Origin of the sequence: Nesterenkonia sp. AY15, assembly GCF_022565855.1 — a bacterium.
Taxonomy (GTDB): domain Bacteria; phylum Actinomycetota; class Actinomycetes; order Actinomycetales; family Micrococcaceae; genus Nesterenkonia.
In genome coordinates this window covers 96,648-109,163 of the sequence record NZ_JAJOYV010000005.1, presented here as the reverse complement: position 1 = coordinate 109,163, position 12,516 = coordinate 96,648, and the positions used below count along the sequence as shown (strand labels likewise).

Sequence of the window (12,516 nt, the reverse complement as noted above, 5' to 3'; positions counted from 1 at the left end):
GTGGCCGACACTGCGCTGACCCGCCGGGAGCTCATCGCTGCCGGGTTCCAGGAGCTGGAGCGCGCCTCCGGGTTCCTGGCCGACGAGCACCTCGCCGGGTTGGAGCCGGCCGTGCTGCTCAAGACCCTGCACTATGCACCCAACCCGGATCAGGCGCTGCTGCTGCTCATCCGGCTGGTGGAGCGCGCCGGCGACGTCTGTGACCTCTTCGAAGTGGTCACCGACGGCGTCTACCTGCGCGCGGTCCCGCTGATCCGGCTGCTCGGCGCCTCCCAGGCGCTGGGCGAGTTCCTCGTCCGCCGCCCAGAGAACTGCGACCTGCTGTTCAGCGTCGCCGACACCCTGGAGGCGGACCGTGATGAGCACCAGCACAACCACGCCCCCGACGACGCTGCGGCCATCGCCCTTCCGGAGGTCACCGAGCCCGAGGTGCTGCGCACCCGGCTGATCCAGGCCGTCCATGCCGACCCGACAGCGGAGCTGCCCACCGCGGCGCTGGACTCCGAGTTCAACGCAAAAGCGGCCGGCGTCGCGCTGCGCCGAGCCTACCGGCGCGAACTGACCTCCCTGGCGCTGCGCGACCTCAGTGCCGCTGATCCCGCCGCGTATCAGCCGCTGGCCTCCCGGCAGCTCTCCGATCTGGCCGGCGCGGCCATCGACGCAGCCCTGGCAGTCAGCCGGGCCGAACTCACCGACCGCAACGGGCGCACCGCGGAGATCGTGGAGCTCGCGGTGATCGGCATGGGCAAATGCGGCGCCCGCGAGCTGAACTACATCTCCGATGTGGACGTGATCTTCGTCCACCGCGCCTCCGAAGACATCGACTCCGCGGCTGCCCGCAACACCGCGGTGGCCATGGCGTCTGGCATCTCCAAGGTCATCAACGGCACCGGTCCCGAGCCCGGACTCTGGGAGGTGGATGCGAACCTGCGCCCCGAGGGCCGCGAAGGCGACCTCTCCCGCACCCTGGAATCCCACCTGGAGTACTACAAGCGCTGGGCCCACGGCTGGGAGTTCCAGGCGCTGCTCAAGGCCCGGCCCATCGCCGGCAGCCGCAGCCTGGGCAATGACTACATCGAGGCCATCTGGCCCCAGGTGTGGACCTCCTCAGCCCAGGAGAACTTCGTGGAGAACGTCCAGCGGATGCGCCGGCGGGTCTTCGACAACATCCCCGCCGACGAGGTGGACCGAGAGATCAAGCTCGGCCGCGGCGGGCTGCGCGACGTCGAGTTCACCGTCCAGCTGCTGCAGCTGGTCCACGGACGGGTCGATGAGTCCCTCCGGGTGCGGGACTCGCTGACCGCCATCGAGATGCTCGAGGCCGGGGAGTACGTGGCCCGCGCAGACCGGGACGCGATGTCCCGCTGCTACCGGATGCTGCGCCTCTATGAGCACCGGATCCAGATGAGCAACATGCGACGGACCCATCTGATGCCGGTGAAGGCCGATGAGATCCGTGCGCTGGCCCACGCGGTCCACCCGCCGAACCGGCGTCGTCGTCCTGCCGGAGAAGAGGTGCTGACCCAGTGGCGCGAGATCGCCAAGGAGGTCGCCAGCTTCCACGAGCGGATCTTCTACCGCCCGCTGCTCTCCACCACTGCGGTGCTCTCCGACGAGGAGGTCCGACTCACCGCCAAGGCCGCCCAGGACCGTCTCGCGGCGCTGGGCTATCACGACCCGGCCGGCGCGATGCGGCACATCTCCGCGCTGACCTCGGGGTTGTCGCGTCGGGCGAAGCTGCAGCGGCGGATCCTGCCGATGATGCTGGGCTGGTTCGGCGAAGGGGTGGACCCCGACGGCGGGCTGCTGGCCTTCCGCCGGCTCAGCGAGTCATTGGGTCAGAGCCCCTGGTATCTGACCATGCTGCGGGACTCCTCGGTGGCCGCGGAACGTCTGTGCCTGGTGCTCTCCGGCTCCCGGTTCATCTCCGACATGCTCGAACACTCCCCGGAGTCCACCAAATGGCTCGGAGACAATGCGGCGCTGACCCCACTGAGCTACGAGGCGCTGTGGAAGGAGATCAGCAACAAGATCACCCGGCACAAGGGCGACCTCGAGACCGCCATGCGGCTGACCCGCCTGGTGCGCCAGCGCGAGACCCTCCGGGTGGCGATCGGCGACGCCGTCGGGCTGCTGGAGATCTCCGAGGTCGGCACCGCACTCTCCGATGTGGACCGCGCCGCAACCCTGGGCGCGATGCGCGTGGCAGAGTCCGAGGTCTGGGAGACCGAAGGTCGGCACGCCGATCTGGCGGTGATCGCCATGGGACGCCAGGGCGGACGCGAGATCGGGTACGGCTCTGATATGGACGCCATGTTCGTCCACGACGTCGCCGAGGGCGGGGATCCGAAGCTCGCCGATGCGCAGGCGCAGAAGCTCGCGATGCGGATCAGCGCCCAGCTCTCCAAACCGCTCAAGCCCGCGATCCGCGGCGAGTTCCCGCTCAAGCTCGACGCCGATCTTCGCCCCGAGGGCAAGCAGGGTCCGCTCTCGCGGTCGCTGGACTCCTACGCCGAGTACTACCGGCGCTGGATGGATGTCTGGGAGCGCCAGGCGCTGCTGCGCGCCCGGCCCATCGGCGGGGACGACGACCTGCTGGACGGGTTCATGGAGCTCGCCGACTCCGTCCGCTATGGCGCCCCGCCGAGTGCCTCGCAGACCCGTGAGATCCGCCGGATCAAGGCCCGGGTGGAGTCCGAACGGCTGCCCCGTGGGGCCGATCCGTCCCGGCACGTGAAGCTCGGCCGCGGCGGTCTCAGCGATGTGGAGTGGCTGGTGCAGCTCTTCCAGCTCCAGCACGCCCATGCGCTGCCGCGCCTGCGCACCAGCTCCACGCTGATCGCGCTCGACGCGATGGTCGATGAGGAGCTGATCAGCCCGATCGACGCGGAACAGCTCACCCAGGCGTGGAAGCTGTGCACCCGGGTGCGTTCCGCCACCACGGTCTGGAGCGGCAAGACTGCCGACGTGCTGCCTTCAGCGCGCCGGGATCTCGACGCCGTCGCCCGCTGGTGCGGGTTCCCCTCCGGCGGCAGCGCGGACTTCGAGGATCACTACCTGCGCACGACCCGGCGCTGCCGACAGGTCTACGAGCGATTGTTCTACGACGAGGCGTAGCGGGGGAGCCGAGCATCGCTGAACTGGAGGGGAGGCCCCGTGGCACCCGCCCGGCAAGGGGCAGGTGCCACCTCGCTCAGGCTGCGAGCTTGGCGATCAGCGCCTCTGCGGTCTCCGCGGAGGACTGCGGGTTCTGACCGGTGATCAGCAGGCCGTCCTCGACCACGTAGGAGCTCCAGTCCTCACCCTTGGAGTACCTGCCGCCGAGCTTGGTCAACTCGTCCTCGACGAGGAACGGCACGACATCGACCAGGTCGACCCCGACCTCCTCCGTGTTGGTGAACCCGGTGACCAGCTTGGCGTTCACCAGGGGAGTTCCGTCCTCGTTGGTGGCATGGCGCAGCACTCCGGGGGCGTGGCAGACCAGCGCGAGAGGCTTGCCGGCACGCAGCGTGGTCTCGATCAGGCGGATGGACGCCGGATCCTCGGCGAGATCCCACAGCGGGCCATGGCCACCGGGGTAGAACACGGTGTCGTAGTCCGCCGCTGAGACCGTGTCCAGGCGCACCGTGTCTGCGAGGGCGGCGGTGGCGTCGGCGTCGGCCTCGAACCGGTGGGTGTCATCGGTCTGGAAATCGGGCGTGTTGCTCGCGGGGTCAAGCGGCGGCTGGCCGCCCTTGGGTGAGGCCAGGGTGATCTCGTAGCCGGCCTCCTTGAAGCGGTAGTACGGGGCCGCGAGCTCTTCGAGCCAGAAGCCGGTCTTCTTGCCGGTGTCACCGAGCTCGTCGTGTGAGGTGAGAACGATCAGGACCTTCATGTGGATCTCCTTGATGTAGACGATCTTGTGGCGTGGTGTGCCGCGCGGCGAGTGCTCAGGCGACCCGGGCGGGGGACTCCTGGGCGGCGGCCATGCTGGGGGCGAGCAGCTCCAGCGTGCGGTGCTGGACCGCTTCCTCGGGGGCCAGGTTCACCAGCATCAGCTCATCGGCCTGGACCTCCTCGGCGAAGGCGTCGAGCCAGGAGACGACGTCGGCCTGGGTCCCGACGGCGACGCGGGAGAGCATGCTCAGCACCTGCTGACCCGCGGGGTGGTCGCGCAGCATCACCACATCCTCGTCGGTGATCTGCCGGTTCCGGCCCAGGTGGTTCTTGATCCAGGCGTTCTCCGCCAGGGTCTTCTGTTCCTGGGCGACCGCGGCGTCGTCGTGGGCGATGACATTGGCCGCGGCGATGAAGTGGGGCTGCGCGTCCGGGCCCAGCAGGGAGTTGGTCGCGTCGAAATGTTCGCGGTAGATGTGAGCCGCCTGGTTGAGCATCTGCGGCGCGAAGTGTGAGGCGAACGCGTAGGGGAGACCCAGCTGCGCGGCCAGTTGGGCGCCGAAGAGCGAGGACCCCAGGATGTAGAGCGGCACATTGGTGCCCAAGCCGGGGTAGGCGTTGACTCCGGGGATGCGGCTGTATCCGGTGAGGTAGCCGCTGAGCTCCATGACGTCGGCCTGGAAGCGGTCGGCCTCGGTGCCGTCGCGGCGCAGTGCGCGCATGGTCGGTCCGTCGGTGCCGGGTGCGCGGCCCAACCCCAGGTCGATCCGATCTGGGTAGAGAGTCGCCAGGGTGCCGAACTGCTCGGCGATCATCAGCGGTGCGTGGTTGGGAAGCATGATGCCTCCGGAGCCGACCCGCAGGTTCTCCGTGGCGGCGGCCACATGCTGGATCAGCAGGGCGGTGGCGCTGGAGGCGATGTTGGGCATGTTGTGGTGCTCGGCGAACCAGATGCGTGTATAGCCCAGCTTGTCTGCGGTCCTGGCCAGCCGGACGCTGCGGGCGATGCCGTCGGCGACTGTCTCTGGTGGGCGCACAAACGCGAGGTCAAGCAGGGACAGCGGGCGCGAGGCGGTGTTGGGCATACCTGGTGCAACAGCATGAGGGAGCGATCTCATTCCGCGAGGTGTGCACCGGCACAGGTTCGGGACCTGGCCACGGGGGCAGAGGCGCCCAGAATTGGTTGACACTCTGAACGATGATGATATGTTCGAGTCCCAATGATCAAGCAGGACCGAGCGTGGCAGATGTGACGATTCCGTCTGCGGAATGCAGGACCAGGCCCATTGCTCCCGCCTGGCATCAGAGACATGAAGGGGGAGTCCCGCCGTGGCGCAGGCCGAGCAGCCCCTTCCGGAGGGCGAGAACCCTGCGAGGTCTTTCCGCATCTCGTTGGCGATAGGCTCTCTGCTTCTCACGGCGCTGGTCTACGGATTCCTCATCTGGTCGAACTGTGCGACCGACGGTATAGCTGCGTTCTCGAGTGACGTTCGGAGCTTCCACACAGCCGAGGGGTGTTGACCCTTCATCCCGGCTCGGTCACAGACTCACGGGGGCTGAAGAGTCTCCGCGTGCCCCCACGGGCGAGCATCAGCACGACGATCAGCGCCGTGACCAGGAAGAAGCCGCCGAGCTGGACCTCGCCGCGGAAGATCAGAGCAGTCAGCTCCAGGACCAGGAACTTGCTGCCCGGCAGCACCAGGATCAGCATCGCCACGTTGAGGGCTCGACGAGCGCCGCGCCGTGCCCGGAGCCGGGCCACCAGTGACTTCTTCGCCCAGGTCACCAGCTCGAGCACGAGTTTCAGCAGCACTGCGGTGAGCAGCGTGATCGAAAACGACTCCGAGATCACTGCCGGGAAGAACTGGACGAAGAGCCCCAGCACCACCGTGTAGACGAAGACGTCGATCACATCCAGGGGTCCCAGCCGTGTCATGGATGTATTTTAGTGAGCAGAGGCTGGTCAGGTAAGGGTGTCCGGGTTACGGTGAGGCCATGGCTCTCATCAACAGCAATGGGTTGGCACATGTCCGGCTCACCGTCACCGACATCGCGCGATCAAAGGCGTTCTACGACCAGGTCTTCGGCTGGCCCTCCGTGGTGGACACCTCGGCCCACGCCGATGACCCCGCGGTCCTTGCCTCTCAGGAACAGTTCTACGGCGGCGTCATCTACCAGACGCCTCAGGGCACGCTGGTGGGTCTTCGGCCGGTGGGGGAGGCCTCGTTCAACGCCGACACCACAGGACTCGATCACCTGAGCTTCGCCGTGGACTCTCGCGCCGCGCTCCAGGACGCCGCCCAGGCGCTGGCCGGGGCCGGCATCGAACATGGCGAGATCAACGACCTGCACGACACCGGGCTCGCGATCCTCTCCTTCCAGGATCCCGACGGGATCAACCTGGAGCTCACCGCGCCCCTGGGCTGATCTCCCGCCCTCTCCAACACGCCTGTCCCGGGCGAACATGTCCCGGACGCAGGATGCCCGGACACAGCAAGCGGCCCCTCACCGCTGACTCGGTGCGGGGCCGCTTGCTGTTCAGGCTCGGTGAGTGATCAGACCGAGTAGTAGAGCTCGAAAGCGAAACCAGGTATAGCGGGACATAGTAGGGGCCAGCCTGCCCCGTCATTCCGGGGAACTAGGCATAGTGGGCTATAGCTTGGCGTGGGGCCTCTTAGCGGCATTTGGGGCCGCACTGGGGCCTGGGGTCTCACCTGCCCGACGAGTTCCGGTAGAAGCCCTCCCGGTGCCCCTGTCCCGCACCCGCTGGGCCTCCCAGCGTGCATAGGACAGTCCCTCTCCGGTCAAAGATTGACGGTCGGACATTTCAGGAAGGCGTTGCCGAAAGCTGCGCCTTACTTGATACTTCGAGGTATAAACCAACTCGAAACTCGGAGGCAATCATGAGGGCGCAATCTATTACCGGGCTTGGTCTGGTCGCATTGTTGGCACTTGCTGGCTGCGGTGGCAACGACGAGGGCGCAGAAGAGGCTCAGGAGGCACCCGAGCAGGCTGAGACAGAAGCACCCGTCGAGGAGGCCGGAGAGCCCGCAGAGGACGACAGTGAACCGTTAGAAGCAGAGACGGACGAGCCAGTCAATGAGGACATGGCAGCGGAAGATCCAGGCGAACCCGACGACAGCCTCGACTCAATCACATACGAAGTTGGCGAAACCTTTCGCCTGGCAAGCATGGACGGTATGGGAACTGCTGAGATCACCTATGAGGGGTTCGAGTGGGTTGAACCCGAGCGCGTGGCTGGTGAGGAGAACTATGGGATGGCGCTGTTCTCGGTCGCGGTAGAGGGTGACATGCCGGTCCAGCTGCCCGCCCCGATTGATGGTGGCGGCTGGCATTACGTCACCGCCGATGGGGAGATGCAATCGCTCTACAACCTGATAGGCAACTGGTCGAACACTTGGGGCGGCTATGTGCAGCACATGTATTCGGGGCCGTTCACGCCCGGGGTCACGGAGTCGAACCTGATTGAGGAGATGGTGCTGCCGGAGCGTGGCGGCCAACTAGTACACGTGGATGGCACGGGGATGATCGAGGCTTATCTAGAGGTGCCGGACGAGTCAGCGAACGGTGACAACCCAGCAATTGACGAGGTCTACGAGATCGCAGACGCTGACTGGGGTGGCGAGGTAGCAAGCCCCTAGAGGTAGGCAAGAGCGCGCCCGACGCGACGGGACACCCGGCAGGGTGTGACGTTCGTCCCCCTCAGGTACCGGTGCGTGAACACGGGAAGGCCCTCACCTGAGCGTGTCAGATGAGGGCCGTTCCAGAGTGATCAAGGATCGAGCGGGTTCCTCGTGGGCCGTTGGGCCCAATAGGGATCTCGCGGTGACCTTGGTGGCCGTTTGGGCGGAACTTCCCGCTTCGGCGGCTTCCTAGTCACTTACGCTTCTTGACGTTCTTGACTACCTGCTCCGCCACGTTGAGGGGGTAAATGACGGCGTTACCGGCGTTAGCTGCACGGTTCGCCATTCCAGGAAGTGAGCCCTTCTTTGCGCCGGACTGGTACTGCTTGATTCGACGAGTTGCCATGGTGTTTCTCCTTCTAGAGTTGTAACGGGTATTGCCCCGTCATTACAGGGAAGTGGAAGTCTGACCAAGTCGCCCAATTGACACACGGGGATCGCGACAGGAAACCCCAGGTCAGCGCACCGCGATAACGTCGCATTTTCGCGGGGGGATATATCGCAATGCCTCTGGGTGCGAACGCGGGGTGGGGGTGGGGGATGGTCCCCCGGGGTGGGGCTGACCCAACGCGACCCCCGCGCGCCTGGTTGGGTCACGGGGGTCACGTTGCGCGTGCAACGTGTCAGGCTGCGGTGTTCACCCGGATCGGGAGCGCCGAGTATGCGGAGGCGAACGCGAAGCCTGTGCGAAGTGTCGCGCGGACGGCGATGCGGTCAGATGAGAAGTGGCTCTGGTCGCTGACAGCCAGTTCAGCATCGGTCCTCAGCACGGTCACGATGCGGCTTGCATCAATCGCCCAGATAGTTCCTGCTGCCACATGACGCGAGACGAGAACTTCGCGGCCAATGATCTGTCGCGGGTTGTTGCCGAGCAGCGCCTGATTGCTGCCTGTTGCCTGCTTCAGTGTTGCCAGTGCAAGAGCGGTGACCGGGTCAGCGACGAATGCCGTGACGTTCGCGCCGCCAGTCTCTGCGAGGCTCACGGCTTCACTGAGCGCGTCCAGGTTGCTCAGGTCAGTGGTCAGGGATTCAGCTGGGGTGTGCCCTTCGAGACCTGAGGGTGCAGGGCTGACGAGGTTGCCGAAGAACGCCCGGTCTACCTGATCCACGATGCTGCGGACCAGGCCGTCTGCAATGACCTTCTGAGCAGAGGGGGAGGAGTCCCGGGCCAGCTCGGAGCTGACGACGGTGAGCCCCGCGACCTTAGAGGGCCGCACTAGCAGCTCGTCGAGGGTGGCGTCGTCCTCGTCAATTTCCTGACCTTCAGCGACCCATGCGGCTCCAGCGTCCTCGCGAACGACGGGGACTGAGAACTCGTTGGACCCGGTTCGCGCGATTGTCGCGATAAGCGGGTTGAACGCGAGTGCGCTCTGCGTGACCGGTTCGACGATGAGGTCACCGTGATCGCGGGGAAGAATGCCGCTGACGGTATCGGTGTTGGTGTACATAGCCATTTGTGCCTCCTGAGGCGGGTAGCGAGATATTTGCTGCCGGTGGAGGCTCTGCCTCGACACTGGGTGCCCGCCTGGGGCTGTGACTGGTAGTTGACGTTAAAGCCGCTGGCCTTTGTGCATCAACTACCAGTCACCATTATACCTTATTCTTAGACTGTTTTACTGGATTCCCAGTGCCTTTCTGAGGGCCTGCTGAACGTCCTTAGGTGTGTCCGCTCCTGAGCTGGGTGCGCGGCCTTCCAGGGGCATCCTGGGGCCGTGTGTCTCGGCCTTGAGTCCAAGGTCGTCGGCTGCTTGTCCTGAGACGGTGGCGACCTTCACGGGGTCTACGTCTCCGTCTTCGGTGAGGAAGTCGTCGAGCGTGTGGCCTAGGCGCTGGAGGATCTCGGGGTTCTCGATGCGGTCCAGGTGGCGTTCTACTTCGGCCCACTGGTAACGCTGAATCTTGGTGTTGAGGGTGTCCCGTTCTGCTTCGGTCTCGCGCAGCTTGACCCTGTAGCGGGCTGCTTCGTTGCCGCGTCCCGCACCGTGGTCAGGCACGTTCTCAGAGGTGTTGTTCTCGACCTCGGATGATTCGGTCGCGGTCTGGGCTTCCTGGTCTGTCATGACTGCTCCTTAGTGGTTTCGTTGATGAGTGCCCGGGCGGCTTCTTCCCAGTTCGTGTATGCCGTGGTGCTGACGGGGCCGGAGAGCTTTTCAGCCGCGTAGTGCGCGAGTTCGGCCCACTGCTGTTCTGTGAGTTGGACGCGGCCCATATGAGCGCCTGGGGCCTCCTCGTGACTGATTCCCGCGGGGGTGCCGTCCGGGGACTCGATGAGCCGCTGCTCGACTATTGGCCCGGTCTGCTTGTTCTCGTGTTTGATGAGTCTCATTAGTGCTTCCGCTTTCGCGGGGCTCATCTTCGGTGTCTCTGTCATCGGTTCTCCAGTTCCTTGCGTAGCTGTTCGACTTCGGCCCGGAGTTCCCGTGTTTCAGAGAGTCGCTTCCGGTGAGCGTCCTTCATTCCCATGACCTGCTTATGGTTCTCTTTGGCCCGTGCTTCCCAGGTGCGGAGTTGTACTTTGAGTTGTTCCAGGTGCAGCGAGTTCTCCTGTGCCCTCGCCCGCCATAAGTCGCGGTCTGCTCGGAGGGTCACGTTCCGGGCTTTGAGTCCCGCGAACGCGGACCGCTGGCTCGTCGTGTCCTCTTTCGGGCTGTCGTTGAAGTACTCGACCTCGGCTTCATAGAGATTGCTCACGGTGAGCCTCCTTGAGTAGTTTTCGTGTTCTTCGATGCGAGGTGCGCGAGCCATTCGGCGCGCTTATCGCGTGGATTGCAGATGTGGTCCTCGTCGGCTGCCAAACCACTCGGCAATGGGCCTTCTTCTTTGCCGTTCGCTGATGTCGTCTTAGTGGTCATCGTGATTAACCTCCTGAGTCGCGAGCAGTTCTAGTTGGTCCCGCTGCCACCGCAGAAGACTTTTTCTGGCGTCACGGTCACCGCTGGTGGAGAGCACCCCGATGCACATTTCGGAGAGTGCGGCGACGATGCCCAGGTTGTCTGGGGACTCCAGAAGTTCCACCCGTTTCGTGTCGCCTGCGAGGTGCAGGAGCATCCAGCCGATGGCTGCGAGGTGTCTGTCCTGGTCGTCATCCACTGGTGCTCACCTCCTGCGCGGTCCAGTTCGGGGCGATGGCGAGAGCCTGGGCTGCGCGGCCTGCCCGCTGAAGGTTCCAGCCCATTGCCACCTGGATCTCTGACGTGGTCACCGGTACCGGATCGAGTGCGAGTAGCTGGGCTACGTCGCCACCCCTCGGGGTACCCCCCTGAGAATCCGGTACATCCGGTACACGCGGTACATCCGCATGTTTCCGGACCTGTTCTGTACCGGGTTCCGTACCGTGTCCCGCGTCCGAAACTCGATGCGGTACACGATCCGGTACGTCAGATCCCCGTGTTTCCGGGCCTTGTAACGGGTGTACCGCGTGTACCGCTTTTCCCAGGGGTGCCCCCAAGTAGCGCGTGAATGCGTCCTGAAAATCACGGACACGAAACCCGCGAATGGGCGACGGGTGACCGGGGATTCTGAACTGCGCCGTGCGGATCTCATATTCCTTCAGGATCTCCGCGAGCTTGCGGGCAGGGATTGGCCTGCCGTACCAATCACCCCAAGGCGATTCCTCGATCTCGGCCAGTTCATCGATGAGACTGCTGGTTGAGATCTCAGAGACCTCCAGCCGGTCAAAGATGTCCTGGGCGTCCATGAGTAACTGAGTGCCAAGACTCGGCTTCGAGTGCGACGATTCTGCGGCGAGCTGCTTGCAGACTTCGCGGGCGGTCTCGGGCCAATGTCCGCCGACCTTGTCAGCGATGGCGACCAGTGGTTCCCAGATGTCCTGCTGCCGGTCTTGGACCCCTTCAGGAAGCTCGGGGAAGTAGTCGGCAATTCCGGGCCGGATCTCCTCGGCAAGGGCCTCCAGTGACTCTCGGAGATCGTTAATGGCGACCTTCTCCAGCCGCTGCCGATAGGGCTCCACCATCTGCCCCGGTGCCCGTCGTTTCATCGGCACGATGAAGCAACGACTCAGGAGCGCGTCGGGGAGTTTCGCCCGGGAGAGTCCTGCCAGCGCCACGGGTGCGAACGTGGGGAACGCCTTCGAGTCGTGGTTTTCCCCCACTGTCCGCAGAACGCTCGCGCCGCGTCGATAGCCGGAGTTGATGAGCCCGGTCAGGTCGCCCTTGTCGTCGCTGCTGTTGGAGTAGACCGTGTCGATCTCATCGAATATCAGCGTCGTGTCACCTTCGACCTTCTCGATATGCCTGAAGATGGCTGCCGGCGAAGCGTTCACCGATGCGACGGTGTTGCGGGAGAGGTCTCCCACGATCTCGGTGAGTCGGGACTTGCCTGACGCGGGTTCGGCGCTGAGTGCAGCGAGCCGTCCTGTGTTGTCGAACTCGGCAATCAAGTAAGTGTGGGCGATCCAGAGCGTGACGACTGGCGCGTAGTGATCTCCTGGGAAGGAGACGAAGCGCCGGACGTAATCGGTGACGTTGTCCAAGGTGCGTTCACTGTGATTCATGCGGCCACCCCCTTCGACTGCGCGCGTGCCTTGCGGACTCTCATCCCGACTACGGCGGCGTCCATGAGCCGGGCGAAATCGTGTGCCTCGGCGTATTTGCGCTGCGCTTCGAGTTGTTCCGCGATCAGCTCCTCGCGGCCCAGCTTCACGCCTTCGTGGACCCCGGCGAGATATCCGGCCTGGTAGGAGCGGACTTCGCCGGGGGAGCCGTCACAGTAGAAGTCGATGCCGTTCATGCGTGCCCCCCGGTGTCCTCCATTGGTCGGAGCTGGCAGAGGATCACGCGAGCGTCCAGACCTCGGTCCCGTGCCCGCTGAGCGGCCTTCTGTGCCGCTACCAAGCTGAGGTGTACCCTGCGCCGGTACTGAGGCGTTTCGGCGCTGCTGCGGACTTCTGAGACCACGGCGAACACGTCGGTCAGTC

General features: G+C 64.9%; 14 protein-coding genes. 3 read left to right on the top strand and 11 right to left on the bottom strand.

The window, feature by feature from the left end:
• Complete coding sequence (locus LSI54_RS09150; RefSeq protein ID WP_241478207.1) at positions 1-3,117, top strand: bifunctional [glutamine synthetase] adenylyltransferase/[glutamine synthetase]-adenylyl-L-tyrosine phosphorylase; 3,117 nt, start codon at positions 1-3, stop codon at positions 3,115-3,117.
• A 76-nt stretch (positions 3,118-3,193) separates the two neighbouring features.
• On the opposite strand, the gene LSI54_RS09145 is transcribed toward LSI54_RS09150, so the two are convergent.
• The 3 genes from LSI54_RS09145 to LSI54_RS09135 all read right to left on the bottom strand — a co-directional run bounded on the left by LSI54_RS09145 (position 3,194) and on the right by LSI54_RS09135 (position 5,812).
• Positions 3,194-3,874 (bottom strand): type 1 glutamine amidotransferase domain-containing protein, encoded by a 681-nt coding sequence (locus tag LSI54_RS09145; protein WP_241469463.1) that lies wholly within the window; start codon positions 3,872-3,874, stop codon positions 3,194-3,196.
• Between the two features lie 55 nt (positions 3,875-3,929).
• Positions 3,930-4,961 (bottom strand): LLM class flavin-dependent oxidoreductase, encoded by a 1,032-nt coding sequence (locus tag LSI54_RS09140; RefSeq protein WP_241464665.1) that lies wholly within the window; start codon positions 4,959-4,961, stop codon positions 3,930-3,932.
• Between the two features lie 440 nt (positions 4,962-5,401).
• Positions 5,402-5,812, bottom strand: a complete 411-nt coding sequence (locus LSI54_RS09135) for a hypothetical protein (RefSeq protein ID WP_241464666.1) — start codon at positions 5,810-5,812, stop codon at positions 5,402-5,404.
• 59 nt (positions 5,813-5,871) lie between these two features.
• Here LSI54_RS09135 and LSI54_RS09130 point away from each other — a divergent pair, with 59 nt between their 5' ends.
• Positions 5,872-6,303: a VOC family protein gene (locus tag LSI54_RS09130; protein ID WP_241464667.1), complete on the top strand. Its 432-nt coding sequence runs from the start codon at positions 5,872-5,874 to the stop codon at positions 6,301-6,303.
• A gap of 476 nt (positions 6,304-6,779) precedes the next feature.
• On the top strand, positions 6,780-7,538 hold the full coding sequence (locus LSI54_RS09125) for a hypothetical protein (RefSeq protein WP_241478206.1): 759 nt from the start codon (positions 6,780-6,782) through the stop codon (positions 7,536-7,538).
• A 235-nt stretch (positions 7,539-7,773) separates the two neighbouring features.
• On the opposite strand, the gene LSI54_RS09120 is transcribed toward LSI54_RS09125, so the two are convergent.
• The 8 genes from LSI54_RS09120 to LSI54_RS09085 form a co-directional block, all read right to left on the bottom strand.
• Entirely contained in the window at positions 7,774-7,926 is a 153-nt protein-coding gene (locus tag LSI54_RS09120) for a hypothetical protein (protein WP_241478205.1), read from the bottom strand.
• A gap of 277 nt (positions 7,927-8,203) precedes the next feature.
• Positions 8,204-9,034 carry a phage major capsid protein gene (locus LSI54_RS09115; RefSeq protein WP_241478204.1) on the bottom strand — a complete coding sequence of 277 codons (831 nt, stop codon included), beginning with the start codon at positions 9,032-9,034 and terminating at the stop codon, positions 8,204-8,206.
• 159 nt (positions 9,035-9,193) lie between these two features.
• The gene (locus LSI54_RS09110; protein ID WP_241478203.1) at positions 9,194-9,640 is read right to left on the bottom strand and encodes a hypothetical protein; all 447 of its coding nucleotides are present in this window, start codon (positions 9,638-9,640) and stop codon (positions 9,194-9,196) included.
• Positions 9,637-9,951 carry a hypothetical protein gene (locus LSI54_RS09105; protein ID WP_241478202.1) on the bottom strand — a complete coding sequence of 105 codons (315 nt, stop codon included), beginning with the start codon at positions 9,949-9,951 and terminating at the stop codon, positions 9,637-9,639. The genes LSI54_RS09110 and LSI54_RS09105 overlap by 4 nt, the downstream gene beginning before the upstream one ends.
• Positions 9,948-10,271 carry a hypothetical protein gene (locus tag LSI54_RS09100; protein ID WP_241478201.1) on the bottom strand — a complete coding sequence of 108 codons (324 nt, stop codon included), beginning with the start codon at positions 10,269-10,271 and terminating at the stop codon, positions 9,948-9,950. Before LSI54_RS09100 ends, LSI54_RS09105 begins: the two co-directional genes overlap by 4 nt.
• A 150-nt stretch (positions 10,272-10,421) precedes the next feature.
• The gene (locus LSI54_RS09095; RefSeq protein ID WP_241478200.1) at positions 10,422-10,670 is read right to left on the bottom strand and encodes a hypothetical protein; all 249 of its coding nucleotides are present in this window, start codon (positions 10,668-10,670) and stop codon (positions 10,422-10,424) included.
• On the bottom strand, positions 10,663-12,093 hold the full coding sequence (locus LSI54_RS09090) for a DUF3631 domain-containing protein (RefSeq protein ID WP_241478199.1): 1,431 nt from the start codon (positions 12,091-12,093) through the stop codon (positions 10,663-10,665). Before LSI54_RS09090 ends, LSI54_RS09095 begins: the two co-directional genes overlap by 8 nt.
• Positions 12,090-12,329, bottom strand: coding sequence for a hypothetical protein (locus tag LSI54_RS09085; protein WP_241478198.1), 240 nt, complete (start codon positions 12,327-12,329; stop codon positions 12,090-12,092). Before LSI54_RS09085 ends, LSI54_RS09090 begins: the two co-directional genes overlap by 4 nt.
• Positions 12,330-12,516: the final 187 nt, after the last annotated feature.

Bases quoted from the DNA above. Each gene is read 5' to 3' on its own strand.
- LSI54_RS09145 (WP_241469463.1), bottom strand. From the start codon at position 3,874: ATGAAGGTCCTGATCGTTCTCACCTCACACGACGAGCTCGGTGACACC.
- LSI54_RS09140 (WP_241464665.1), bottom strand. From the start codon at position 4,961: ATGCCCAACACCGCCTCGCGCCCGCTGTCCCTGCTTGACCTCGCGTTT.
- LSI54_RS09135 (WP_241464666.1), bottom strand. From the start codon at position 5,812: ATGACACGGCTGGGACCCCTGGATGTGATCGACGTCTTCGTCTACACG.
- LSI54_RS09130 (WP_241464667.1), top strand. From the start codon at position 5,872: ATGGCTCTCATCAACAGCAATGGGTTGGCACATGTCCGGCTCACCGTC.
- LSI54_RS09125 (WP_241478206.1), top strand. From the start codon at position 6,780: ATGAGGGCGCAATCTATTACCGGGCTTGGTCTGGTCGCATTGTTGGCA.
- LSI54_RS09120 (WP_241478205.1), bottom strand. From the start codon at position 7,926: ATGGCAACTCGTCGAATCAAGCAGTACCAGTCCGGCGCAAAGAAGGGC.
- LSI54_RS09115 (WP_241478204.1), bottom strand. From the start codon at position 9,034: ATGGCTATGTACACCAACACCGATACCGTCAGCGGCATTCTTCCCCGC.
- LSI54_RS09110 (WP_241478203.1), bottom strand. From the start codon at position 9,640: ATGACAGACCAGGAAGCCCAGACCGCGACCGAATCATCCGAGGTCGAG.
- LSI54_RS09105 (WP_241478202.1), bottom strand. From the start codon at position 9,951: ATGACAGAGACACCGAAGATGAGCCCCGCGAAAGCGGAAGCACTAATG.
- LSI54_RS09090 (WP_241478199.1), bottom strand. From the start codon at position 12,093: ATGAATCACAGTGAACGCACCTTGGACAACGTCACCGATTACGTCCGG.
- LSI54_RS09085 (WP_241478198.1), bottom strand. From the start codon at position 12,329: ATGAACGGCATCGACTTCTACTGTGACGGCTCCCCCGGCGAAGTCCGC.